The organism is Actinoplanes sp. NPDC049681, from assembly GCF_044465265.1.
Lineage (GTDB): Bacteria > Actinomycetota > Actinomycetes > Mycobacteriales > Micromonosporaceae > Actinoplanes.
In genome coordinates, this window is sequence record NZ_JBITLP010000009.1 from 286,473 (window position 1) to 310,070 (window position 23,598).

Annotated in this window: 26 protein-coding genes; 12 read left to right on the plus strand and 14 right to left on the minus strand. The window is 71.0% G+C overall.

Annotated elements, in window-relative coordinates; genetic code table 11:
- Positions 1 to 112: 112 nt before the first annotated feature.
- Entirely contained in the window at positions 113 to 301 is a 189-nt protein-coding gene (locus ACIBO8_RS31250) for a hypothetical protein (protein WP_396118976.1), read from the minus strand.
- Positions 302 to 769: 468 nt separating this feature from the next.
- Between ACIBO8_RS31250 and ACIBO8_RS31255 the strand changes: the two genes are divergently transcribed.
- Positions 770 to 1,186: a class F sortase gene (locus ACIBO8_RS31255; protein ID WP_396118977.1), complete on the plus strand. Its 417-nt coding sequence runs from the start codon at positions 770 to 772 to the stop codon at positions 1,184 to 1,186.
- Positions 1,187 to 1,191: 5 nt separating this feature from the next.
- Here ACIBO8_RS31255 and ACIBO8_RS31260 read toward each other — a convergent pair whose 3' ends face one another.
- Positions 1,192 to 2,286 carry a CaiB/BaiF CoA transferase family protein gene (locus ACIBO8_RS31260; RefSeq protein WP_396118978.1) on the minus strand — a complete coding sequence of 365 codons (1,095 nt, stop codon included), beginning with the start codon at positions 2,284 to 2,286 and terminating at the stop codon, positions 1,192 to 1,194.
- A 55-nt stretch (positions 2,287 to 2,341) separates the two neighbouring features.
- Between ACIBO8_RS31260 and ACIBO8_RS31265 the strand changes: the two genes are divergently transcribed.
- Positions 2,342 to 2,980 (plus strand): acetoacetate decarboxylase family protein, encoded by a 639-nt coding sequence (locus ACIBO8_RS31265; RefSeq protein ID WP_396118979.1) that lies wholly within the window; start codon positions 2,342 to 2,344, stop codon positions 2,978 to 2,980.
- 5 nt (positions 2,981 to 2,985) lie between these two features.
- Here ACIBO8_RS31265 and ACIBO8_RS31270 read toward each other — a convergent pair whose 3' ends face one another.
- From ACIBO8_RS31270 to ACIBO8_RS31285, 4 genes are read right to left on the minus strand one after another with little or no spacing between them, the layout of a single operon-like run.
- Positions 2,986 to 4,467 (minus strand): flavin-containing monooxygenase, encoded by a 1,482-nt coding sequence (locus ACIBO8_RS31270; RefSeq protein WP_396118980.1) that lies wholly within the window; start codon positions 4,465 to 4,467, stop codon positions 2,986 to 2,988.
- On the minus strand, positions 4,464 to 6,203 hold the full coding sequence (locus tag ACIBO8_RS31275; RefSeq protein WP_396118981.1) for an AMP-dependent synthetase/ligase: 1,740 nt from the start codon (positions 6,201 to 6,203) through the stop codon (positions 4,464 to 4,466). Before ACIBO8_RS31275 ends, ACIBO8_RS31270 begins: the two co-directional genes overlap by 4 nt.
- 42 nt (positions 6,204 to 6,245) lie before the next feature.
- Positions 6,246 to 6,872, minus strand: a complete 627-nt coding sequence (locus ACIBO8_RS31280; RefSeq protein WP_396118982.1) for a TetR/AcrR family transcriptional regulator — start codon at positions 6,870 to 6,872, stop codon at positions 6,246 to 6,248.
- Between the two features lie 25 nt (positions 6,873 to 6,897).
- Complete coding sequence (locus ACIBO8_RS31285; RefSeq protein ID WP_396118983.1) at positions 6,898 to 8,559, minus strand: GMC oxidoreductase; 1,662 nt, start codon at positions 8,557 to 8,559, stop codon at positions 6,898 to 6,900.
- Between the two features lie 47 nt (positions 8,560 to 8,606).
- On the opposite strand from ACIBO8_RS31285, the gene ACIBO8_RS31290 reads away from it, so the two are divergent.
- From ACIBO8_RS31290 to ACIBO8_RS31305, 4 genes are read left to right on the plus strand one after another with little or no spacing between them, the layout of a single operon-like run.
- Complete coding sequence (locus ACIBO8_RS31290; RefSeq protein WP_396118984.1) at positions 8,607 to 9,407, plus strand: alpha/beta fold hydrolase; 801 nt, start codon at positions 8,607 to 8,609, stop codon at positions 9,405 to 9,407.
- 18 nt (positions 9,408 to 9,425) lie between these two features.
- Positions 9,426 to 10,565 carry an acyl-CoA dehydrogenase family protein gene (locus ACIBO8_RS31295; protein ID WP_396118986.1) on the plus strand — a complete coding sequence of 380 codons (1,140 nt, stop codon included), beginning with the start codon at positions 9,426 to 9,428 and terminating at the stop codon, positions 10,563 to 10,565.
- Positions 10,555 to 11,778, plus strand: a complete 1,224-nt coding sequence (locus ACIBO8_RS31300) for an acetyl-CoA C-acetyltransferase (protein WP_396118987.1) — start codon at positions 10,555 to 10,557, stop codon at positions 11,776 to 11,778. The genes ACIBO8_RS31295 and ACIBO8_RS31300 overlap by 11 nt, the downstream gene beginning before the upstream one ends.
- Positions 11,778 to 13,883 carry a 3-hydroxyacyl-CoA dehydrogenase NAD-binding domain-containing protein gene (locus ACIBO8_RS31305; RefSeq protein ID WP_396118988.1) on the plus strand — a complete coding sequence of 702 codons (2,106 nt, stop codon included), beginning with the start codon at positions 11,778 to 11,780 and terminating at the stop codon, positions 13,881 to 13,883. Before ACIBO8_RS31300 ends, ACIBO8_RS31305 begins: the two co-directional genes overlap by 1 nt.
- Here the strand turns inward: ACIBO8_RS31305 and ACIBO8_RS31310 are convergent.
- The gene (locus tag ACIBO8_RS31310; RefSeq protein ID WP_396118989.1) at positions 13,835 to 14,866 is read right to left on the minus strand and encodes a GGDEF domain-containing protein; all 1,032 of its coding nucleotides are present in this window, start codon (positions 14,864 to 14,866) and stop codon (positions 13,835 to 13,837) included. The genes ACIBO8_RS31305 and ACIBO8_RS31310 overlap by 49 nt on opposite strands.
- Positions 14,867 to 14,935: 69 nt before the next feature.
- Positions 14,936 to 15,175 (minus strand): hypothetical protein, encoded by a 240-nt coding sequence (locus tag ACIBO8_RS31315; protein ID WP_396118990.1) that lies wholly within the window; start codon positions 15,173 to 15,175, stop codon positions 14,936 to 14,938.
- Positions 15,176 to 15,211: 36 nt separating this feature from the next.
- Here ACIBO8_RS31315 and ACIBO8_RS31320 point away from each other — a divergent pair, with 36 nt between their 5' ends.
- Both ACIBO8_RS31320 and ACIBO8_RS31325 read left to right on the plus strand, forming a co-directional pair.
- Positions 15,212 to 15,382 (plus strand): hypothetical protein, encoded by a 171-nt coding sequence (locus tag ACIBO8_RS31320; protein WP_396118991.1) that lies wholly within the window; start codon positions 15,212 to 15,214, stop codon positions 15,380 to 15,382.
- A 21-nt stretch (positions 15,383 to 15,403) separates the two neighbouring features.
- A complete protein-coding gene (locus ACIBO8_RS31325; protein WP_396118992.1) occupies positions 15,404 to 16,309 on the plus strand; it encodes an alpha/beta hydrolase family protein in 906 nt (301 codons plus the stop codon).
- Between the two features lie 611 nt (positions 16,310 to 16,920).
- On the opposite strand, the gene ACIBO8_RS31330 is transcribed toward ACIBO8_RS31325, so the two are convergent.
- From ACIBO8_RS31330 to ACIBO8_RS31340, 3 genes are read right to left on the minus strand one after another with little or no spacing between them, the layout of a single operon-like run.
- Complete coding sequence (locus ACIBO8_RS31330) at positions 16,921 to 17,526, minus strand: YdeI family protein (protein WP_396118993.1); 606 nt, start codon at positions 17,524 to 17,526, stop codon at positions 16,921 to 16,923.
- Positions 17,527 to 17,580: 54 nt separating this feature from the next.
- The gene (locus tag ACIBO8_RS31335; protein WP_396118994.1) at positions 17,581 to 18,351 is read right to left on the minus strand and encodes an SDR family oxidoreductase; all 771 of its coding nucleotides are present in this window, start codon (positions 18,349 to 18,351) and stop codon (positions 17,581 to 17,583) included.
- Complete coding sequence (locus ACIBO8_RS31340; protein ID WP_396118995.1) at positions 18,348 to 19,940, minus strand: epoxide hydrolase family protein; 1,593 nt, start codon at positions 19,938 to 19,940, stop codon at positions 18,348 to 18,350. Before ACIBO8_RS31340 ends, ACIBO8_RS31335 begins: the two co-directional genes overlap by 4 nt.
- 80 nt (positions 19,941 to 20,020) lie before the next feature.
- Here ACIBO8_RS31340 and ACIBO8_RS31345 point away from each other — a divergent pair, with 80 nt between their 5' ends.
- Both ACIBO8_RS31345 and ACIBO8_RS31350 read left to right on the plus strand, forming a co-directional pair.
- Positions 20,021 to 20,197 (plus strand): hypothetical protein, encoded by a 177-nt coding sequence (locus ACIBO8_RS31345; protein WP_396118996.1) that lies wholly within the window; start codon positions 20,021 to 20,023, stop codon positions 20,195 to 20,197.
- A gap of 88 nt (positions 20,198 to 20,285) precedes the next feature.
- Positions 20,286 to 20,624, plus strand: coding sequence for an STAS domain-containing protein (locus tag ACIBO8_RS31350; protein ID WP_396118997.1), 339 nt, complete (start codon positions 20,286 to 20,288; stop codon positions 20,622 to 20,624).
- Positions 20,625 to 20,642: 18 nt separating this feature from the next.
- Here ACIBO8_RS31350 and ACIBO8_RS31355 read toward each other — a convergent pair whose 3' ends face one another.
- Positions 20,643 to 20,807, minus strand: coding sequence for a hypothetical protein (locus ACIBO8_RS31355; RefSeq protein WP_396118998.1), 165 nt, complete (start codon positions 20,805 to 20,807; stop codon positions 20,643 to 20,645).
- A gap of 295 nt (positions 20,808 to 21,102) precedes the next feature.
- Here ACIBO8_RS31355 and ACIBO8_RS31360 point away from each other — a divergent pair, with 295 nt between their 5' ends.
- Positions 21,103 to 21,354: a YncE family protein gene (locus tag ACIBO8_RS31360; protein WP_396119186.1), complete on the plus strand. Its 252-nt coding sequence runs from the start codon at positions 21,103 to 21,105 to the stop codon at positions 21,352 to 21,354.
- A 251-nt stretch (positions 21,355 to 21,605) separates the two neighbouring features.
- Positions 21,606 to 21,746, plus strand: coding sequence for a hypothetical protein (locus ACIBO8_RS31365; protein ID WP_396118999.1), 141 nt, complete (start codon positions 21,606 to 21,608; stop codon positions 21,744 to 21,746).
- 20 nt (positions 21,747 to 21,766) lie between these two features.
- Here ACIBO8_RS31365 and ACIBO8_RS31370 read toward each other — a convergent pair whose 3' ends face one another.
- Both ACIBO8_RS31370 and ACIBO8_RS31375 read right to left on the minus strand, forming a co-directional pair.
- Positions 21,767 to 22,513: an SRPBCC family protein gene (locus tag ACIBO8_RS31370; protein ID WP_396119000.1), complete on the minus strand. Its 747-nt coding sequence runs from the start codon at positions 22,511 to 22,513 to the stop codon at positions 21,767 to 21,769.
- Positions 22,510 to 23,550 carry an alcohol dehydrogenase catalytic domain-containing protein gene (locus ACIBO8_RS31375; RefSeq protein ID WP_396119001.1) on the minus strand — a complete coding sequence of 347 codons (1,041 nt, stop codon included), beginning with the start codon at positions 23,548 to 23,550 and terminating at the stop codon, positions 22,510 to 22,512. The genes ACIBO8_RS31370 and ACIBO8_RS31375 overlap by 4 nt, the downstream gene beginning before the upstream one ends.
- Between the last annotated feature and the right edge of the window lie 48 nt (positions 23,551 to 23,598).

Genomic DNA, 23,598 nt, shown 5'->3' on the forward strand with positions numbered 1-23,598 from the left:
GGCCCGTTCGGATGCATCGACTCGTCTCGTGCGGGCGTGCATCCATCGGCGTGCGCCGGATCGAAGACCAAATCACCAAGCTCGATGCGACAGGGAGCTCTCATGCCCATCCTCACGCTACGACGCGCCGCCCGGGCCGGGCCCGGCTGATCGTGCGGCACACCGCGGCGAACCGATCTTCAAGAACCTGTCCGGTGATCGGCCCGACCTGAAGGAAGACACGGCGACCATCGTCCACGCCGTCGGCTCGGCCGAGAAGAAGTCGCTGGACGTGGTCGCGCAGACGATCGGCGGTCTGCATTCCGCACCCGGCGTCGTGCCCAGCGGCACCGGTGGCCTCGCCGACCCTGCCCTGGTACGCCCTCGGCACCGCCGGCCTCCTGGTGATTCTGGCCGGTGCGCTCCGGCTGCGCGGTGGTCGCGGGACCGCCACCGCCCGGCGTTGAGCGGCTTGTCCGAGGACGGCGCGCCCGGCGGACGGCGTTGTGCCGCCTTCCAGGCGATCGCATCCCGCTTGCGCGGCTCGTCGCCGAGGAAGCCTCGGGGGCGCGCCGTCGCCATCGTCGCGGGACGACGCTCGAGCTGCTGGTGGCCGCGTCGCCGCGTACCGCTCGCGGCTTACGCCGGATGTCGGTGCGTCCGCCGTCTCCGCCTTGGCCGGTGCACCCGCTCCCTCGGCTACGCCGCAGCCGTGGGCGTACCGGTGCGAGACGGTGCCCTGCCGACCGGGACAGCGACGGACCGGCCGCAGATCCTGATTATTCCGGCGTTGGACCTGACTGCCATGGTCGCGGCGGTCGGTGTCGACACGGCCACCGGTGAACTCGATGTGCCGTCCAGCATCGACCGGGTGGGCTGGTACGAGTTCGGGCCGGGAGTGACGGCCGACGCCGGCTCGATCGTCATCGCCGGTCACGTCGACAGCGCGGATCGGGGCAAGGGCGCGCTCTTCCGGCTGGGCGACCTCGCGCCGGGCGACGAGATCACCCTGACCGGCCGGGCCGGCGCCGGCCGGGTCTTCCAGGTCGTCGGCCGCGAACGGTACGCCAAGACGAGAATCCCCCTCGACCGCTACTTCGCCCGGGACGGCAGGCTCCGCCTCACCCTGATCACGTGTGGTGGCCCGTTCGACCGGCGTATCCGCCGCTACCGCGACAACGTCGTGGTGACCGCGGTGCCGCGATAGTGCTCTCACTCCAGTCCCCAATCCGTGCGTACCTCGCGAAGGTGCTCGCCGGGCACCGGGGGACGCCGTGCGGGCCGCAGCGGGGTTTCCGAGAATCGCGGCGCCGCCGACGGTTGCAGCACGCCGCCGCGCCGATCGAAGGTCTGTCTCGACACCAGGTGCGGGTGCCGGGCGGCTTCGGCGAGGGACAGGACCGGGGCGACGCAGGCCTCGGTCCCCTCGAAGACGGCGGCCCACTCCTGCCGGGTCCGGGTCGCGAAGGCGGCGGCGATGGCGGCGCGCAGTTCCGGCCACCGTGCCCGGTCGTGCTGCTCCGGCAGGTCGCCGCCGGGCGCGAGCAGGCGGATGAACTCGGCGTAGAACTGCGGTTCGAGCGCACCGACGGCGAGATAGCCGCCGTCCTTGGCCCGATAGACGTCGTAGAACGGCGCGCCGGTGTCCAGCAGGTTCACCCCGCGGTCGTCGCGCCAGCGGCCCTCGGCGATCAGTCCGTGCAGCAGGGTGGTGAGATGGACGACCCCGTCGGTGACAGCGGCGTCGACGACCTGACCACGGCCGCTGCGCAGCGCCGCGAGCACGCCGACCACCAGGTAGAGCGCGCCGCCACCGAAGTCCCCGAGCAGGTTCACCGGCACCTGCGGCGGCCCACCGGCCCGGCCCGTCGCGTGCAACGCACCGGTGATGGCCAGATAGGTGATGTCGTGGCCGGCGCTGGCGGCGAGGGGGCCGTCCTGTCCCCAGCCGGTCATCCGTCCGTAGACGAGGGCGGGGTTGCGGTCCAGCGCCGGCTCGGGGCCCACTCCCAGGCGCTCGGCCACACCGGGCCGGAAACCCTCGATGAGCACGGCGGCCCGCTCGACCAGGTCGAGCACGAGTTCGCGACCGTCGTCCCGCCGCAGGTCGGCCGTGATCGAGCGCTTTCCCCGGTTCAGCAGGTCGAGGCCCGGATCGCCGGCCAGCGGCGAGCCCGGGCCGGGCCGGTCCACCCGCACCACGTCGGCGCCCAGATCGGCCAGCAGCATCCCGGCGAACGGCGCCGGTCCGATCCCGCCGAGCTCGACGACCTTGAGGCCGCCCAGCGGTCCACCCTTGTCCGGCACCCTCTGCTCCTGATAGTCCGATATCGATACGATGATGCCCGGGAGGTCGCCTGCCATGTATCCGCCCGAGCCCTGGAACCTGCGCGGTCAGCTCTATCTGTCGCTCTTCGCCGTGCCCCGCTCGGCCCTGGCACCGTTGCCCGGCGGGCTCGCGACGACCGTGCGGCGGCTGCCGTTCGGCCGGCAGGCCCTCGTCGGCGCGGCATGGGTGCGCTACGAGCCGGGTGGCGTGCTGCACTACCAGGAATTGCTGTCGGCGGTGCTGGTGCGCGAGGGGTGGCGCCCGCGGGTATGCATCACCGAGATCTGGGTGGACAGCGCGGAGTCGCGCGACGGCGGGCGCGAACTCTGGGGCATTCCGAAGGACCTCGCCGAGCTGAGCGTGCGGACGGCGCCGGACGGCCGCACCGACGGAGTCGCCGGCGCGATCGGTTCGGCATCCTTCCGTGCGGGGGTGCGGCTGCCGGGGCGATGGCCGACGCCGATGCGCGTGGTGCAGGACCTGGGCGGCACCGTCAAGCGCACCACGGTACGGGGCCGGGCGGGCCTGCGGCTGCACCGGGCTGCCTGGCGGGCCGAGCCGGGCGGGCCGCTGGGCTACCTTGCCGGTCGGCGGCCGCTGCTCACGCTGGCGCTGACCGATTTCCGGCTGACATTCGGCGTGAAGCCGTCCACCCCCGCGGGGCGCCCCTGATTCCTTCATCGGCCGGAAGCCGTCCTGCGGGCGGTCCGTACGCCGGCACGGAAGTCGTCCGGCTGCAAGCGGGCCGTCCGGCGCCGGTACTCACGGGCGTTGCCGGGCCAGTTGGTGACGACGCGCCCGCTCGCCGTCCGGTACCAGCTGCGGCAGGCGGTCCAGACGCTGCCGGCCAGGCGGGCCTGGAGTTCCTCGTCGTAGGCCGCCGCGACATCCGGCCGGACGTCCAGCGGGCCGTTCCCGCGCGCGATCCGGGAGACCGCCTGGACGATGTAACGGGCCTGCGCCTCGTGGAAGAGGATGACCGAAGTGTTTCCGGTATTGGTGTTGGGGCCGTAGACCAGGAACATGTTGGGGAACCCGGGAACGGTCATGCCGAGGTACGCGTGCGCGCCGTCGCGCCAGACGTCGTCGAGCAACGCACCGTCCCGCCCGGCCACGCGCATCGGCACGAGGAACTCCGTCGCCGTGAAACCCGTGCCGTAGACGATCACGTCGCAAGGATGATCGACGCCGTCCGCCGTACGCACGGAGTCCGGCGTCACCGCCACGATCGGTTCGGTCACGAGGTCGACGTCGGGGCGGGCCAGCGCGGGCAGCCACGAACTCGTGAACAGCACGCGTTTGCAGCCCATCGGCTCGACCGGCGTGATCCGAGCCCGCAGCCGGGGATCGCGGATCTGCCACCGGCGTTGGACCCGCGAGGCCGCGCGCAGCACGGCGCCTGCCACCGGGTTGCCGAGGACCGCGGCTCCGGTGAAGACGGTCATGGCATAGGTTCCGGCCCGCGACGCCCGCATGAGGAACGGAAATCGCCGGAACAGAGCCCGCCGTGTTCTCCCGTAGCGGCGGTCAGGCTTGGGAAGAGTCCACGGAGCGCTGCGCTGGAAGACGATGACGCCGCAGGCGGCCCCGGCGATGGCCGGGACGATCTGGATCGCGCTCGCGCCGGTGCCGATCACCGCCACCCGCTTGCCGTCGACTCGCAAGGCCGGATCCCACCGGGCGGTGTGGAGGGCGGGACCGCGAAATGACGCGGCCCCGGGAATGTCCGGGACCGCGGGACGTGACAGCTGCCCACAGGCGGGCACGACAACGTCCGCGATGATCTCCTCGCCTCCCGCCGTACGGAGCCGCCAGCATTGGCCGTCCTCGTCCCAGCCGGCATCGGTCACCTCGGTACCGAGGCGCACGAGGTGCCGGAGCCCGAGGTCGGTGACGCACCGGTCCAGGTAAGCCAGGATCTCCGCGTGCGACGGAAACCGTCGTGACCACTCAGGGTTGGGGGCGAACGAGTACGAGTACAGCGGGGCCGGGACGTCGCAGGCGCACCCGGGGTACCCGTTGTCGCGCCACACTCCCCCGATGCGGTCAGCTCGTTCCAGCAGCATCACGTTCGTGAAGCCGGCGCGGTGCAACGCCGCGGCGACCGCCACGCCGCCGAAGCCGCCACCGATGATCACCACCCGGGGCCGGGCCGTCATGGGCGCTGCGCCTGCGCATACAGCGCCTCGATGCGCTCCGCGTACGCCTGCAGGACCGGCCGTCGCCGCACCTTCATGGTCGCGGTCACCATGTCGCCGCCGGGCGTCCATGCGCCGTCGGTGAGGACGGTGAACGCCCGTACCTGTTCCGCCCGCGACAGGGTGCCGTTCGCCGCGTCGATGCCGGCGTCGATCACCTTCCGGAGCGCCTGGGGATCGGGAAGCGCGGACGCCTCCACCGCCTCGGGGTCCAGCACGAGGAGCGCGACCAGGTACGGACGGGCGTCGCCGGCGACCACGGCGTGGGCGACGAGCGGGCAGTGTGTCTTGATCGCCAACTCCACCCGCGCGGGCGCGACGTTCTCGCCACCCGAGGTGATCACAATTTCCTTCTTGCGATCGACGATGCTCACGTAGCCGTCGGCATCGACGATGGCGACGTCGCCGGTATGAAGCCAGCCGTCGGGGTCCACAGCCGCGCGGGTGTCCTCCGGGCGCCCGCGATATCCGCGCATCACCATGGCGCCGCGGACCAGGAGCTCGCCGTCCGGAGCGAGGCGGATCTCGACGCCCGGCAGCGGCCGCCCGACCGTTCCCGGACGGATGTCCCCCGGCGGGTTCATGGTCGCCATGCCGGACAGCTCCGACATGCCCCACGCCTCGCTGAGCGGGACGCCGAGGGCGTTGACGAACTCCACCATGGCCGGCGGCGCGGGGGCGGCGGCGGTGACGGCCAGCCGAACCCGGTCCAGTCCCAGGTGAGCACGGAGGCCGCTCAGCGCGCGCTGGTCCGCCACCCGGTAGGCCGCCGCCAGGTCGGCCGGCACCTCGCCCGAGCGCCGGGCCGCGGCGTATTGCAGAGCGACGTCGACCGCGTGCTGCAGGTGCGGGTCGGCCCCGAGCATGTGGCGTACGCCGGCGGCGAGCCGCTGCCAGATCTGCGGAACCGCACCGAACAACGTGGGACGGACGTCGCGCAGAGCGTCCAGGATGTCGCGCGGGTCGGCAAGGGTGGTCACCTCGGTACCGACCCAGCTGTGCAGGTAATGGTTGGCCCAGCGGTCGGCGATGTGCGCCGAGGGCAGGAAGGAGATCAGCCGGTCGCCGGCGCGCATGCCGAGCGCGGCCGCGCTGGACGTGGCCATGGCCGCCATGGCGGCGTGGGTGATCTCCACTGCCTTGGGCGCCCCGGTGGTGCCTGAGGTGTACACCAATGTCAGCAGGTCGCCGGGGGCGACGGCCCGGGCGGCGGCTTCCAGATCGAAGCCGGGTGCGCCCCGGCCGGCGACGTCGTCGAGGGTGAGGCTCCCGGCGGGGCCGTCGACGACGATGAGCCGCGACGGCCGGGCCGGGCCATCGGTCAGGAGGGCACTGAGCCGGCGCTCCGTCACGGCGAGGCGTGCGCCGGAGTCGTTCAGCAGGTGGGCGATCTGGGCAGGCGCGGCATTGTGATAGCAGGAGAACGGTACGGCGCCGAGATGCTGGGCCGCGGTGTCGACGAGGTGGAACTCGGGGCGGTTGGTCAGCAGCAAGGCGATCGGGTCGCCGCGGCGCACGCCCAGGGCCGCGAGCCCGGCCGCGATCCGGCGGACCTCGGCGGCGTAGCGGGCCCAGGTCAGGACCGTGCCGCCGCCCGCGGTACGCAACGCGACAGTGCTGGGCTGGCGCACCACGGTGGCCTGGAACGCCTCGCACATGGTGGTAGGGGTGGCAGTGCCACCCAGGGTGGCCGTCATGGTGCCGAACGTTAGCAACCTGTTGGCGGGTTGCCAATAGGCTTACCGCGAGGCTGTCATGACCGTCGGGAACACCGATTCCACGAGTGCCATCAGCGTCGTCGCGAGCAGCAGATGCACCTGCTCGCGGCTCAGCACATCGCGCCTGAGCCATTCCTTCGCGGTCGCGGAAGCGAGGCCGACGTAGGCGCGCGTCATGCCGCGCAACTGCTCCCGATGCTCGCTCACGTCGGCCAGCCCGACCGCCACCAGGATGCTGTCCGCCGCGACGTCTTCCGCCTCTGCCAGCACCCGCTCCACATCGGCGTCATGGGTCATGCCTCCGGCGGCCGCGGCGGCGAGCCACGACGTGCTGTGCCTGGACACCACGTCGAGGAACCAGGCCACGCTCGCGTCCACACGGGTACGCAGGTCGCCGGCCGGCAGCCGCTCGACGGCCACCTCGGGAATGGTCAGCATCGACCTGATGACCTCCAGGTAGAGGTCCTTCTTGGTGCCGAAGTAGTGGTTGATCAGCCCGCGGGCCACCCCGGCGGTACGGGCGATGTCGGTCGTCGACACCTCGGCGAACGGCCGCTCGGCGAACAGGCGCACCGCGCAGGCCAGGATCTGCCCTCGCCGGACGTCCGGTTCCAGCCGTCTGCGCGTCTGCGCCGTCTCCTCACCCACGCGCCGACCCTATCGTTCGCCTCCTTCACAGTCGGCGAAGGCGCAGGGCGGCGGGAGCCGCGGCGGGGACGGCGGGTTGGCGAGGAGGCACCGGCAGGAGGCGGGCGTACGGCATGCCGGGCTCCGGCCTCGGGTCGGGGTCGCCCGCATTGGGCCAGAACGAGACCGCGCGCTCGGCGAGCGCGGTGATGGTCAGCGACGGGTTGACGCCCGGGTTCGCGGCGACCGCGGACCCGTCGAGGACATGGAGCCCGGGATGACCGAACAACCGGTGGTAGGCGTCCACCACGCCGCTCGCCGGGTCACGGCCGATCGCGCAGCCGCCGATGAAGTGCCCGGTCACCGGCCGCCCGACGAGTTCGGTGACCGCGCCGAGCGGTACGCCGTTCACCTTCTCGGCCACCCGGCGCGCGACATCGTGCGCGGCGGGCACCCACGCCGGACTCGGCGCGCCGACCCCGGGACGACTGGCGAGCCTGCCCCGCCGCCGGAACAGGGTCAGGGAGTTGTCGAGCGGCTGCATGGCCAGTAGCACGATGGTCTGCTGCGACCAGCGCCGCGGCGACGTCAGCAGGCGCAGATCGCGCCACGACCGAGCCAGTTCCCGCAGGCCCGCCACCCAGCGCCGCCGCCCCCCGGTGTCGTCGACGAGCACGGTCGCCAGCAGCGCCAGCAGATTGCTGCCGGGCCCGTAGCGTACGGGTTCGACGTGGGTCACCGGGTCGGGGTGGATCGAGGATGTGATCGCGACGCCGCGGCTCATGTCCACGTCGCGCCGCCGGGAACGCGCGCCCAGGATCGACTCCGAGTTGGTGCGGCTGAGTTCGCCCAGTCGCGCAGAGATGTGCGGCAGGACGCCGCGTGCACGCATCCGGTGCAGGAGTCGCTGCGTACCGAGCGCCCCCGCCGCAAAGATCACTTGCTCCGCGGTGAAGCGGCGGCGGCGCACTCCGCCCGTGGCACGGGTGGTCACCGCGTACCCGCCGCCCGCCAGCGGCACGACGCCCACCGCGGTGGTCATCGGATGAACGACCGCGCCGGCCGCCTCGGCGAGGTGCAGGTAGTTCTTGACGATCGTGTTCTTGGCGCCCACGCGGCAGCCGGTCATGCAGGCGCCGCAGCTGGTGCAGGTCCGGCGCGCGGGTCCGGCCCCGCCGAAGAAGGGGTCCGGGACAGGGGTGCCGGGCACGTCGCCGAAGAGCACACCCACCGGCGTACGCCGGTACGTGTGCCCGGCGCCGAGATCGTCCGCGACGGCGCGCAGGGTCCGGTCCGCGGGTGTCTCGATCGGATTGGTCACCACCCCCAGCATCCTCGACGCCTGGTCGAAGGAGGGGGCGAGCTCATCCTTCCAATCGGTGATCGACGCCCACTGCGGGTCGGCGTAGAAGGCGTCCGGCGGCTCGTAGAGGGTGTTGGCGTAGCCGAGCGACCCGCCGCCCACCCCGGCACCCGACATCACCAGCACGTGGGGCAGCAGGGTCAGCCGCAGGATGCCGTAGCAGCCGAGAGCGGGAGCGAAGATGTAGTCGCGCAGCCGCCAGGAGGTCTTGGCGAAGTGTTCGTCAGCGAAGCGACGACCGGCCTCGAGCACGCCGACGCGATAGCCCTTCTCGGCGAGCCGCAGGGCCGCGACCCCGCCACCGAAGCCGGAGCCGATGATCAGGACGCCGTAGTCGTACGCCATGGGCTACCGTGGCACCCTGTTGTCAGGCTGTCAACAAGGGACCGGGCATGCTCGCTCATCATCGGCGCGGCAGCGGACCGCCGCTCGTGCTCATCCACGGCATCGGCAGCCGGTGGCAGGTGTGGGAGCCGGTCCTGGACGAGGCCAGCCGGCATCATGACGTGATCGCGCTCGACCTGCCCGGCTTCGGCGCCTCCCCCGCGTGGGAACCTCCGCCGCGCACCGCGTGCGCCGGATCGGTGGACCACCTGGCCGGCCTGGTCGCGGATTTCCTGGATGCGCTGGGTCTTGCGGCGCCCGAGGTGGCGGGCAGTTCCCTGGGCGGTGGCATCGCTCTCGAGCTGGGCCGGCGCGGCCGGGCGAGCGCCGTCACAGCCTTCGCACCGGTCGGCTTCTGGCGGCGGGCCGGGCGACGGTGGTGCCAGACGGTGGTCGGCGGCAGCCGCAGGTTGAGCGCCGCACTCGATCCGGTCCTGCCCCGCCTCGTGACGTTCCGGCCCGCACGGACGGCGCTGTGTTCGCCCTTCTACGGCCACCCGTCGCGACTGTCCGCGGCGGAATGCCTCGGCTCGGCTCGCGCCTTGGTCACCGCACCCGGCTTCGACACGGCGCGCCGGGCATTCGGTGCGTGGCACCACGAGATCGCCCACGACCCCGGGGCGCTGGCCGGCATCCCGGTGACCGTCGCCTGGGGTACGCGCGACCTGGTCCTCCCGTACCGCGGGCAGGCCGCACGGGCTCGCGCCGCCCTTCCGAGCGCTCGCCACGTGCTCCTCCCCGGCTGCGGGCACCTTCCGTTCCTCGACGATCCGCGGCGTTGCGCGGAGCTATTGACAGCTTGCCAATAGCCGGTGAAGGTAAACGCCATGTCCTCATGGCGCGAACCCGAGCATGACGACCTCGCCGAGCTGATCCGCGCGTTCTTCGCCAAGCAGGTGCTGCCGCATGCCGCGCGTCTTCTCGAGCAGGGCCACCCCGACCGCGAGCACTACCGCAAGGCCGGCGAGCTTGGCCTGCTCGGACTGTCCGTACCGGCGGCCTACGGCGGCGGAGACGGCGACTTCAGTCATGAGGCCGTCCTGCTGCACGAGCAGGCGTACTCCGGCGACACCAGCCTCGGCCTCGCGGTGCACAGCGGCATCGTCACCGGATATCTCGTCGCCTACGGCAGCGAGGAGCAGAAGCAGCGCTGGCTCCCCGGACTGTGCCGCGGCGACCTGCTCGGAGCGATCGCGATGACCGAACCGGACGCGGGCTCCGATCTCCAGGCCATGCGGACCAGCGCCCGGCGCGACGGCGACGCCTACGTGGTGAACGGCGCCAAGACCTTCATCAGCAACGGCGGACTCGCCGACCTCGTCATCCTCGCGGTCAAGACCGATCCGGCCGCCCGCGCCGCCGGGATCTCGCTGCTGGTCTGCGAGGTCGTCGGCGACCCGCCGGGCTTCCTGCGGGGACGGCTGCTGTCCAAGCTCGGCCTCAAGGACAACGACACCGCCGAACTCTTCTTCGACGACTTCCGGGTCCCGGCCGGCAACCTCCTCGGCGGCGCCGAGGGGCTGGGCTTCGCCCAGCTCATGCACCAGCTGCCCCAGGAACGCCTGGTGATCGGCGTCGGCGCGGTGGCGGTGATGGAACGCGCGCTCGCACTGACGACCGCGTACGCGAAAGAGCGCACCGCCTTCGGCAGACCGCTGATCGGTCACCAGAACACCCGCATGGTCCTCGCCGAGTGTGCGACCCGGACCAGGGTGAGTCGCGTCTTCCTCGACGACTGCATCGCGCGGCACCTGCGCGGCGAGCTGGACGCCGCCACCGCGGCGATGGCGAAGCACTGGCTCACCGAAGGACAGTGCGAGGTCGTCGACAGATGCCTGCAACTGTTCGGCGGTAACGGATACACCACCGACTACCCGATAGCGCGGATGTACGCCGATGCCCGCGCCCAGAAGATCTACGGCGGCACCAACGAGATCATGAAGGAGCTGATCGCCCGTGCCCTCTGACGGCCACGCGTACGTCTACGACGCCGTCCGCACCCCACGCGGACGCGGCCGCCGAACCGGCTCGCTGCACGCGACGAAGCCCATCTCCCTGGTGGTCGGCTTGATCGATGCACTCCGCGAACGGCAACCCGGCCTGGATACCGCCCGCCTCGACGACCTCGTCATGGGCATCGTGACGCCGATCGGGGAACAGGGCGGTGTTCTGCCCCGGGCGGCGGCACTGCTCGCGGGCCTGCCGGACCACGTCGCCGGCGTTCAGCTCAACCGCTTCTGCGCCTCCGGACTGGAGGCCGTCAACACCGCCGCGGCGCGCATCCGCTCCGGCTGGGACCACCTGCTGCTGGCCGGCGGCGTCGAATCGATGTCGCGGGTGCCGATGGGATCGGACGGCGGCGCGTGGGCCGATGACCCGGAGACCGCCCTGGCCACGTCGTTCGTTCCGCAGGGCATCAGCGCCGACCTGATCGCCACGCTGGAGGGCTTCAGCCGCACCGACGTCGACGGATGGGCGCAGGTGTCGCAGGAACGGGCCGCCAAAGCGTGGGCCGGCGGGCACTTCGCACGGTCCGTCATCCCCGTGCGCGACCGGAACGGCAGCGTCGTCCTCGAGGCTGACGAGCATCTGCGCCCGGAAACCACCCGAGCGACCCTCGCCGCCCTCAAGCCGTCCTTCGCGGATCTCGGCGAGGAAGGCGGCTTCGACGCCGTGGCGCTGCAGAAGTTCCACTGGCTCGAAGCCGTCGACCACGTCCACCATGCCGGGAACTCGTCCGGCATCGTGGACGGCGCATCGCTCGTCCTCATCGGCTCCGGCTCCGCCGGCGAGGACCTGGGCCTCACCCCCCGGGCCCGGATCATCGCCGCCGCGGTCAGCGGTGCCGACCCGACGCTGATGCTGACCGGTCCCATCCCGGCCACCCGCAAGGCGCTGGCCATCGCCGGGCTCACTCCGTCCGACATCGACCTCTACGAGATCAACGAAGCCTTCGCGGCCGTCGTGCTCAAGTACATCCGCGATCTGGAGCTCGATCCGGATCAGGTCAACGTCAACGGCGGGGCGATCGCCCTCGGCCACCCCCTCGGCGCCACCGGCGCGATGCTGCTCGGCACGGCCCTGGACGAACTCGAACGCCGCGACCGGCAGCGCGCCCTGATCACCCTCTGCATCGGCGGCGGCATGGGCGTCGCCACGATCATCGAACGGGTCTCCTGATGACAACGGTCGGCTACCAGCACGACGGCGACGGCATCGTCACCCTCACCTTCGACGACCCGCACCGGTCAACCAACATCATGAACCAGGCGTACGCCGAGTCGATGGGCGCCGCGCTGAACCGGCTCGAGTCGGAGCTGGACACCGTCACCGGGGTCATCGTCACGAGCGCGAAGGACACGTTCTTCGTCGGCGGTGATCTGTCCTCGATGATCACCGCCACGCCGGCGGACTCGCCCGCGCTCGACGCGCTGCTCACCCGGATCAAGGACGACCTGCGCAGGCTGGAGCGGCTGGGCCGGCCGGTGGTCGCGGCGATCAACGGCACCGCACTCGGCGGCGGGTTCGAGATCGCGCTGGCCTGCCATCACCGCATCGCCCTGGACGCGCCCGGATCCCGGATCGGACTCCCCGAGGTCACCCTGGGGCTGCTGCCGGGGGCGGGCGGCATCACCCGTACCGTACGGATGATGGGCCTGACGACGGCCCTGACCACCGTGCTGCTGACCGGTCGGCAATTCCGTCCGGCCGACGCCCTGGCCGCCGGACTCGTCGACACGGTCGCGGCCACCCCCGACGACATGCTCGCCCAGGCCCGCGAGTGGATAGCCGCGAACCCGGCCGCGGACCAGCCGTGGGATCGCCGCGGATACCGGATGCCCGGCGGCACGCCGTCCAGCCCTTCGCTGGCCGCGCAGCTCCCGTTACTGCCGGCCGGGCTGCGCAAACGGCTCAAAGGCAACCGGATGCCGGCACCCGAGGCCATCCTGGCCACGGCCGTGGAGGGGGCGCGGACCGACCTGGACACCGCCCTGCGCATCGAGACCCAATACCTGATCAGCGTTCTCACCGGTCAGATCGCCAAGAACATGATCGGTGCCTTCTTCGTCGACCGCAACGCGGTCGAGGGTGGCGCGAGCCGGCCGGCCGTCGACGTGCCCGCGGTGACCCGGGTCGCGGTGCTCGGCGCGGGCATGATGGGCGCCGGCATCGCCTACGCGTGTGCCAGGGCGGGCCTGGAGGTCGTCGTCAAGGACGTGACCGAGGAGGCGGCCGCGAAGGCGCTGGCACATGCGCAGATGCTGGCGGGCCGCCGCGGCGATGACCGGGCGGCGCAGATCTCGGCACGGATCACCACGACGGCCGACGTGGGGACGCTTGCGGGCTGCGACGCCGTCATCGAGGCGGTGTTCGAGGACCCCGGCTTGAAGCGTACGGTCTTCGCCGAGGTGGAACCGGTGCTCGCACCGGGAGCGCTACTCGCCTCCAACACCTCGACACTGCCGATATCCGGCCTGGCCGGCGGCGTCAGCCGGCCCGCTGATTTCCTCGGGATGCACTTCTTCTCCCCCGTCGACCGCATGCCGTTGCTGGAGATCGTGGTCGGCGAGCAGACCGGGGACGCCGCGGTGGCCCGGGCTTTCGACCTGGCCCGGCGCCTCGGGAAGACCCCGATCGTGGTCAACGACGGACGCGGCTTCTTCACCAGCCGGGTGATCGGCCGCTTCCTGGACGAGGCGATCGGCATGCTCGCCGAAGGCGTCCCGGCACCCTCGATCGAACAGGCGGCGCTGCAGGCCGGCTACCCGACCGGCCCGCTCGCGCTCGCCGACGAGGTCTCGCTGAGCCTGATCCGCCGGATCCGGCGCCAGTTCGAGTCGGCCCTGGGCCCTGACTTCGTCGCCCTGCCGGCCCACGCCGTCGTCGACGAGCTGCTGGACGGCCACGAGCGTCCGGGCCGAGCCGAGGGCCGCGGCTTCTACGACTACGAGAACGGGCGCCGCCGGCGGCTCTGGAGCGGCCTGGCAGCCATGCAGACGCCCGCGGGTCGCCAGCTTCCGCTGGCGGATCTGCAGCACCGGCTGCTGTTCGCCGAATCGCTCGACGCGCTGCGGTGCCTGGACGAAGGTGTGCTGCGCTCGGAAGCCGACGGCAACATCGGCTCACTGCTGGGCATCGGATTCCCCGCGTGGACGGGCGGAGTGCTGCGCTTCGTACGCCAGTTCCGCGGCGGCCCCGCAGGCTTCGCGGCCCGCGCGAGCGAGCTGGCGCACCTCTACGGCGACCGCTTCGCCCCACCGGCCGGCGCCGGGTGGACGTCCTGAGCGATGTCGTCCGCCTGCGGCAGCGGCGCGGACCGCTTCCGGTTCCGTTTGACGTCGTAGAGCCGCTTGTCGGCCACGGCCATCAGATCGGCGACCGTCGCGCCGTCCCGGGGCGCCGATGCGGTTCCCGCGCTCGCAGCGATCCGTTCACCGAGCGCGCGAACCAGCCTGGTCTTGACCCCCTCGACGTCGTCGACCCGGGAGAGCACGACAGCGAACTCGTCCCCGCCGAGGCGCACCACCAGATCATCCGCGCGCAGCACGGTACGCATGGCCGCCACCGACCAGCAGAGCAGGTCGTCACCGGCCGCGTGGCCCTGGGTGTCATTGAGCTGCTTGAAGCCGTCGAAATCCAGGCAGATGACCGCCGCCTCCGCTGCGGCCGAATCGGCGGCCCGGAACTCCAGGCCGCGCCGGTTCAGCGCTCCCGTCAACGGATCGAGGTGAGCGATGAGACGCAGTTCGGCACGTTGACGCGCCACCAGGCTGCCCTGCATCGCGCAGATGCTGATCGTACCGATCATGCCGGCCAGGCTGATGAACACGTAGCCCGGCCGGGTAGGGGCACCGACCGCGGCGACGACGAGATACGCAGCGCCGTTGAACACCTCCAACGGGATGAGCACCCGGGGCGGAGTGCTGATCGCGATGAAGATCATGACGGGGAAGAACCCGAACGCCGCGGGCGAGCCGGCACCGCCGTCCAGCATCGCGCCGATGGTGACGATGGCCGTACTGGTCATCGACAGGCCGACCATCAGTGCACGCCGCGTCGCCCGCCCCAGGCTGTGCACCCGGCGCACGAGGACCGCGATGCCCATCAGCACGCCGAAGCTCCACACAGCGAGGATGACCGGGTGGTGCGGCTGGTCGAGCGTGAAGAGGCAGTAGCCCGTGCCGATGGCGAAGTTGATCATCGTCAGCATGCCGGCCAGATGCATGTCGCGGCGGTACCGCGGCGCGTCCGGTGCGAACCTCGTCACAGGGGATCCGATCGGACGCCGGCCGAGCACGCTGAGCAGCACCGAAGATCGCTACCGTTTAGCACCGCGTCAAGGTGCGGCATCGGGCGGTGCGGCCACCGTGATCAAGGTGATGAGCTGGTGGCGGAGGTGGTCGTAGTCGTCCACCGCGCCGAGCAGGAGCTCGGACCGGCGCTCCTCGCGCCGAGCGGCGGCCAGCGCCGTCACGCCCTCGTCGTTGATCGCGACCAGGATGCGCCGGCGATCTCGCCGGTCGGCCGCGCGCTGCACGTGACCCGTACGGTCCAGCCGCTCGATCGTGCGGCTCATCGTCTGGTCGGTTACCCGGCAGCGGCGGCGATCGGCGTGTACTCGTGGCGCGGCTTCGCCCGCCTCGACGAGATCGTGCGCATCCCGATGATCGAGTACCTCCTGCTCGCCGTACTGGTTCTTCTGATCTGGCCGTTCGCGCTGCTCGGGCGGCGACCGGCGCAACCCGCCGAGTCGGCACCGGAAGCGCTGAAACAGATGGCATAGTCCTTCCCACCTGGAGGAACGATGTTCCGGACAGCACTGGCCACCCTCACTCTCGCCTCATCGATGTTCGTCGCCCCGGCCCCGGCGCTCGCCGCCACCGCCGACGACAGCTCCGCGCCGGGGGCCTACGCCGTCGGCAGCACCGACGTCACCGTCAACGCCTCAGGCCGGTCGTTCACCGCGAAGGTCTGGTATCCGGCCACGACGGCCGGCGCCAACCAGCCCGTGGCCGCCGGCGACTTCGGGGTCATCGCCTTCGGGCACGGCTTCTTCCAGAGCGTCGGGAAATACACCTCGACCCTGTCCCACCTGGCCTCGTGGGGCTACATCGTGGCCGCACCCACGTCACAGGGCGGCCTGTCCCCCAGCCACTCGGCCTTCGCCGACGACCTCAACGCCACGCTGACCTGGTTCGTCGTCCAGGACACCACCACAGGTTCACGCTTCGCCGGCCACGTCGACCCCAAGGCCCTCGCCCTGTCCGGCCACTCGATGGGCGGTGGCGCCAGCATCCTGGCGGCGGCCCGCAACCCGAACGTACGCTCGGTCGCCAACCTGGCCGCAGCCGAGACGAATCCGTCCGCGGTGACGGCCGCCGCGACCGTACGGATCCCCGCCATGCTCGTGGCAGGCGACCACGACACGATCGCGCCGCCGGCCGACCACCAGATCCCCATCTACAACGCCAAACCGGCCCCGAAGCAGCTGCGCACCATCATCGGCGGCTACCACTGCGGATTCATGGACAGCACCAGCATCTTCTGCGACAGCGGGACCATCGACCGGGCCACGCAACTCAAGCTGACCCGCCGGCTGCTCACCGACTGGTTCCGCTACACGCTGTCCGGTGACACCTCCCGCTACGACGCGGTCTGGGGGGCCCAGGCCAAGGACGACCCGCAGGTTCGGTTCGAGGGCGTGAGCTGAGCGCTGCTGCTCGCCCGAGCCGAACCGAGCTCTACAGCCGGGTGCCGCCGGCCGTACCACGGCCGGCGGAGGGCAGCCAGCTCGCTATTGCCGTCGCCGTCCCACCGTCGTGAACATGAGATATGAGGAAATGGCGAAGCGGGAGTGGAGGAGGATTTCCCGGAGCGTTTTCAGTTCCTCCTCGGTGAAGCCGTCCTCGATGAGCTTGCTCTCGAGTTGGAAGGTGTTGCTCCGGTGGAGGACGCACGCTCCCGTCCCACCGGTCCAGGAGCTTGCGTGCGTGCTGGTCGTGACCTCGGACAGGCCGGCACGGCGCATCGCGGCATGTGTTCGAGCCGCCCAGCGGGGGTCGATGCCGACCTGCGGGCTTCCGCCCGGCAGAGTTCCAGGAACTTCCTGAATGCTCGGGAGCCAGTCTCATCAGGGCTGTCGAGGATGAGATCCAGATAGTTGGTCTCCCAGGTCCGAGACTGCCGGGCCGACCGAGGCCCACCCGGACGATCGGCCCATTTCCGCACGCCGCGGCACCGATCACGAAACGGGCCGGCAGGCCCACCAAGCGCGACAACCTTAGATGATCGTCGATATCCGACCACAGCGTCCAGGAGCGATCAACGCGAAGTCGGAGGCTTGGCTTTCTGCGGATAGATCGTCTCGTGACGGGCCAGCATGGCGACGAACTCGCCGATCTTCCGCTCGCGGGTCTGCGCTCGTTTGACGGCATTGAGCCGGTAGATGAGAGCGAACCGGTTGGTCTTGGTGAGTACGTCGAACATGGCCTGGGCAGCCGGTACGGCGGCGATGGCGGCGAGGAGGTCGGCCGGTGCCTCGGCTTCTGACGCAGGCGCGTAGGCCGTCGCCCACCGCCCGTCCGCTTTCGCGGCGTCTACCGCGGCGCGGCCCGGGGGCAGCATGCGTCCCTGCGCCTCCAACCGAGCCACGTTGGCGATGTTGCGTTGTGACCAGGCGCTGCGGGGTCTACGGGGCGTATACCGGATCCAGGAGATCTCGTGATCCCCTTTCCGGGTCTGCCCGTCGATCCAGCCGAAGCAGAGTGCCTCATCGACCGCCAGCTGCCAGGTCAGCGTGGTGACCGTGCCGCCCTTCTTGGTCAGGCCCAGCCAAACTCCGGGCGACGTGGCGTGGTGGGCCGACAACCACGCGCGCAGCGCCTCGGCGTCCGCGACGATCAACTCATCCAGCTCGGCGCTCGCCATGACGGCAGGCTAACCGACGGGATGCGCTGCTCGGGCCGGACATGGGTCGCTCCGTCACGGCAAGAACGAAATCCCGGCAACCGTCGTCCGGCCCGCCCAGTCGCGGTAGCGGGTCTCGGCGAGGATCGCGTCACCGCGCGGCACCAGCGTCCCCTCGCTCAGCTCGGCGCCGAAGTAGCGGGCGTGAGGGTCGGTGACGACCTCACGCGGATCGTGACGAGCGGCCAGCACTCTCCGGAGGAAATCGTCCATCCGGGACCGCTCGGGCCCGGCGACCTCGACGTGGGCGTTCAAGGGCGGCCCGGTCGCGATGCGGGCGACCGCCTCGGCCACGTCATCGCCCGCTATCGGCTGGAACCAGACCGGCGCGACCCGCACCGTACCGTCGACGGTGGCGGCATCGACAATGCTGCTCACGAACTCGAAGAACTGTGTCGCGTGCACGATCGAATACGGGACCGAAGCTCTCTCGATCAGATGCTCCTGAGCGACCTTCGCCCGGAAATAGCCGCTCTCGGGCAACCGGTCGGCCCCTACCACCGACAGCGCGACGTGGTGGGCGACGCCGGCCAGGGCTTCACCGGCGAGCAGATGACGGGTGGAGGTGTCGAAGAACCTCATCACCGCGTCGTCCTCGAACGACGGCGAGTTCGACACGTCTATCACCACTGACGCACCCTCCAGCGCGTCGGCGAGCCCGTCACCGGTGAGCGTGTCGACCCCCGTGTTCGGGGCTGCCGCCACCATTTCATGGCCCTGCGCCCCGAGTCTCGTCACGAGTCTCGAACCGATCAGGCCGGTTCCGCCGACTACGACGATTTTCATGACAGACCTTCCCGCCGCAATGGACGGAAGGCGGCACGGAGTTGCGCCGCGAACAGCTCCGGCTCTTCCCAGGCAGCGAAGTGGCCGCCGCGTTCGGCCTCGCCGAAATAGTCGAGAGTCGGGTAGGCCTTCTCGGCCCAGCTGCGCGGCGTACGCCAGATCTCGCCCGGGAACGTGCTGAAGCCGACCGGCACTCGGGGCGGCGGGAGCGGCGCGCTGCCCGCGGCGGGCGCGTCCGGCCCGTAAGCCTCCCAGTACGACCGGGCCGCGGATGCGCCGGTGCCGGTCAGCCAGTAGGCCGTGATGTTGTCGAGGATGTTGTCGCGGGTGAGGTTGCCCGAAGGCTGACCGTCGACGAACGCGCGGGCAATCTTGTAGTAGGCGTCGGTGTCGTGGTCGACCATCCAGGCGGCGAGCGCGGCCGGCGAGTCCAGCAGCGCGTACCCGATCGTCTGCGGCCGGGTGGACATCTCCACGAAGTAGCCGTTCCCGCTGGTCTGGAAGGTCTTGATGGCGGCGAGCGCCGCACGTTCCGGCTCCGCGTCGCTCGGCAGCGACGTCGGGTCGTTGAGCGCAGGTACGAGCAGGTTGGTGTGGATACCCGCCAGCCCATCGGGACCCAGACGTCCCATCGCGTCGGTGACACCGGCGCCGACGTCACCGCCCTGGGCCACATAGCGGTCATAGCCGAGTCGGCGCATGAGTTCCGACCATGCGCGCGCGGTCCGCACGAGATCCCACCCGAGCTCGGCCGGCTCACCCGAGAAGCCGTACCCGGGCAGCGACGGCAGCACGAGGTGGAACGCATCCTGGGCGGTGCCGCCGTGCGTGGTGGGATCGGTGAGCGGGCCGACCGAGTCGAGCATCTCGATGACCGAGCCCGGCCAGCCGTGGGTCATGATCAGCGGCAGCGCGTCCCGGTGGTGGGATCTGACGTGCACGAAGTGGATGTCCACCCCATCGATCTCGGTGATGAATTGCGGCAGTGCGTTGAGCCGGGATTCGACCCGCTGTCCGTCGTACTGAGTCGCCCAGTACTGGCGCAGCGCCTGCATCACTGCCAGTTGCACACCCTGAGACCGGTCGCTGGCGATCTCTCCGGTCGGCCAGCGCGTCGCCGCCAGACGACGCTGGAGATCGTCGAGCGCGTCTTTGGGAATCTGTACGGTGAACGGCCGGATGCGGCCGTCGGGCCGCCGCTCGCGTGTGGTCATGTCAGCACTTCCCCTCTTTCGCAACCCTGGCCCGCTCGATGAGGGGCTGGCGGAATTGTCGGAACTCTGCAACGGCGATACCTCACCCCGCCGGGATGATGTCCGGCGCGCCGGCGCACGCTTACATTCCCGGCCTGCCGGCTGATTCCCTGAAGCGCGGATCGTGACCGAATACGCGGTGACGGAATGGGAGGTTCCGAGCCGGCTCGCCGTACCAGGCCGCAGAGGGCCTCCCGTGGGAAATTGATGTTGCAGCACCTCAACCTGATGCCCGGAACCAATGTCGTCCCGCACGCTGGTGCACGACACCGCCGTGTACGAGCCGCGTGGCAGATCGGCCTGCTCGGTCCGTGCGACGAGCCGCAGTTCATGCAACGTTCACTCCCGCGCGACGTGGCGGTTCCGCGATCCAGCCGACACTGAGAGCAACAGACCGCTTGCTTGAGGTGATCGACATGATCTTCGCAGAGATCGCGGTACTGCTGCTCCTGGGCGGCACGACCTGGCTGGCTCAGAGCGCCCCCGCGTCCGGCGCCCGCCCCCTCAACCGCCGCCTCACCGCTACCGGGCTGGCGTTGTGCCTGATCGTCGGCCTGGCCCTCAGCGCGGCAGCGATCGTGACAGCACTGTGAGGTGAAGTTTCCCGAAGAAGTCGACGGGCGTTCGCTCAGCGCCTAGTCTTGGCGGCTCGGAGCATCCCCGGTAGTGGAAGGCGACACGATGACCGGTGCGACGGTCGACGTTGAAACCAGCCCCGACGGAAACCTCGTCATCCAGCCCCACGGTGTCCTGCACGCCGACGATGCGGTCGAGCTGCGTCGCATCCTCGTGCGGGCGGTCCGCCACATCCGCCCGCTGCGGCTGATCCTCGACCTGCGGGACCTGGACGACCTCGACCCGATCAACCTGGGCGCGCTCGTCGCGGCATGCGACCTCGGCGAGGACCTGAAGGTCGCGGTGTTCCTCGACAACTCGTCGACCGAGGTCGCCGGCCGGCTGAGCGCGGCCGGGGTGCCGCGCCAGCGCCTGCGGCATGTCCGGACCGACGCAGCGGCGTGACGAGTAGTCCCGCGCTCGTCAGCGAGTGTCATAGCGGTACACAACTGTTCCCCGGCCCTGCCCGAAGCCGAGGTTGACATTCATGCGGGCGAACCCTTCGACGTTCGCGGCCTGGTCGAGCCCGCCGACGTCCACCGGTTCCAAGGCGTGTGGCGCCCGGCGGGGCACGATGGGCTGGTTCACCCCGCAGGGCGTACCGATGACCCGGGACCGACTGGACCGACCCGCCGGCCCGGGCGGTGACCGCTGTCCTGGACGGCCGGGCTCAGCCGGACCGTGACCGCTTCGGCCGTCCGGCGATCGACGACGACCTCGCATCCTGCCGCCGGCCTGGTGCGTCCCGCCGACGCGCCGCTTCACGGCGACCGCTTCACCATGCCGTCGTTCGAGCCGACCGGCGCCGGCGCGCGGCCTCTACCCGAGCCGGGACTCCCGGTTGCTGTACATCGCGAACCGGGGCGAGGGCAGCGTGTCGGTGATCAGCTTCGCCACCCGTAGCGTGGTCAGGAAGTGGCGGTTACCCGGCCGCACCAGCCCCGACATGGATGGCGTCTCCGCCGACGGCAAGGTGCTGTGGCTCTCCGGCCGCTACAACGCCGAGGTGTACGCGATCGACACCGGCACCGGGCACCTGCTCGCGCGCATCAAAACCGGCCGGCAACCGTACGGCCTGTGCGTATGGCCCCAGCCGGGCCGCTACTCCCTCGGGCACACCGGCATCCTTCGGTGACCGACGCCGCGCCGGAGCTCTCCGTACCGCGCCGGCCCCGCCCATGACGGCCGCGGTCATGTCCGCCCTCTGCTACGGCATCGTCACCGCGCCGCAGGCCCGCGGCGCGGCGGACGGGCCGCTGACCGGTCTGCTGCGTTGGCCGCTGCCGGGCGGCGACCACAAGGCCGGCTGTCCAGCCCGGCGCCCGGCCACCCGGCGGCGGAACTATGTGCCGGACCGGGTGGCCGCTCACCGCCAGCGCCCACGAGATGAGCGAGTTGGAGTTCCACATGTCCGCCGGTGCGCTGCTCGTCGCCTCCCCAGGTGGCGCAGGGAAACTCCGGCACTATGCGAAGGAGCCGGTCCGCCTGATCCTGGTCCACGGCGGAGGCCCGGTCGGCCCGGGATGAGGGCTGCATTTGTCGACGCCTCAACGATGTGCTGCCGGCCCCGCTTGCGCCTGGTCGGCTGGAGGACTGGAGGGCGGGCGGGCTGGGGCCTTTCGACTCGCGCCGAGGCACAGGCCTGTCCGCCCGGACGATGCCGAGGACGCCGGATGATGTGCTCCGGGCCGCTCGGCGCGTTGCTTGATGCCCAGCAGCATCCGGCGTTCCATGACGAGACTGCCGGGCGTCATCACCAGGTCGTAGAGGAACCGACGGACCGGGCCGGCGCCGGAGATCCTGATCCGGTTCCGGCTGATGAGTCGCGTACCGCCGGCCTCCGGGCGGAGCGCGAAGATCCACACCCAGGCGCCGTCGGTAGAGCGGATGGCCAGGGTTCGCTCCCTGTCGCAGATCTCGACCCGCATGGCGGGCCCGGTCGCGCCCAGCGGCAGGACGTCGCCGACGGTGAGCTGCTGGAACTGCGGAAGGACCTCGTCGGCGCTGTGCATGTTCAGGCCGAACAGGTTCTCGATCCAGTCATAGGTGTACGCGCCGCCGCGGCCGCTGCCCATCTGCACCAGCCACGGCCAGACGGCCGCCGGCTGGGCACCGATGGTGATCGCGCGGGTGGAGATCAGCGGGGCGTCCGGCAGCAGGTCGTCGCCGGCCAGGGGCCCGGCCGCTTCCTCGGGGGTGGCGCCCCACGTGAGCATCCGGTGCCGGACCGGCGGTGAGCCGGCCACGGCCGCCGCCGTCAGGACGGCGGCGGCGAGCAGTGTCGGGGTTCTCATCGCGACAGCACCACTTTCAGCGCGCCCGAGTGTGCCGGGTCCGCGAAGACGTCGTACGCCGCCATGAACTCCTCGAGGCCGAACCGGTGCGTGACCATGTGCCCGAGGTCGAGTTGCCCGGCGACGAGCATGGCGAGCAGCTTCGGCGTCGACGACGTGTCGACCAGGCCGGTGGTGATCGTGACATCACGGATCCACAGGTCTTCCAGGTGCAACGTGGCCGGCTTGCCGTGCACGCCGATGTTCGCCACCCGGCCACCGGGCCGCACCAGCGTCGCGCACAGCTCGAAGGTCTGCGGCGTGCCGACGGCCTCCATCGCCACGTCCGCGCCGAGCCCGCCGGTCAGCGCCTGCACGACGGACATCGGGTCCTCCGCGCCGGCCACCACCGTCGTGTCGGCGCCGAACATCTTCGCCGCCTGCAGCCGGCTCTCCGCTTTGTCGACCACCACGATGTGGGCGGGCGAGAAGAGCCGCGCGGTCACCACGGCCGCCAGCCCGATCGGTCCGGCACCCACGATCACCACGGTGTCGCCCGGGCGCACCTGGCCGTTGAGGACGCCGACCTCGTACGAGGTGGGCAGGATGTCGGCGAGCAGCACGGCCGCCTCGTCGCTGACCTGCTCCGGCAGCTTGTACGTGGACAGGTCGGCGAACGGGATCCGTGCGTACTCCGCCTGGACGCCGTCGACGAGGTGGCCGAGGATCCAGCCGCCACCGCCACGGCACTGGCCGTACACGCCCTCCCGGCAGTAGCGGCAGATCCCGCAGGCGGAGATGCACGACGCCACTACCCGGTCTCCCGGTGTCAGTCCGGCGACGCCGCCGCCGACGTCGACGACCGTACCGACGGCCTCGTGTCCGAGCACCCGGCCGGAAGCCACCTCGGGCACGTCGCCACCCAGGATGTGCAGGTCCGTACCGCAGATGGTGACCGCGTCGACCCGGATGACCGCGTCACGCGGATCCTGGATTCGGGCATCGGGAATCTCCGTCCAGGACCGGACTCCCGGTCCGCCGTAGACAAGCCCTTTCATGACGGCTCCTTTCGCTGTCCTCGCCTCCACGCTCGTCCTGTCGCGGCC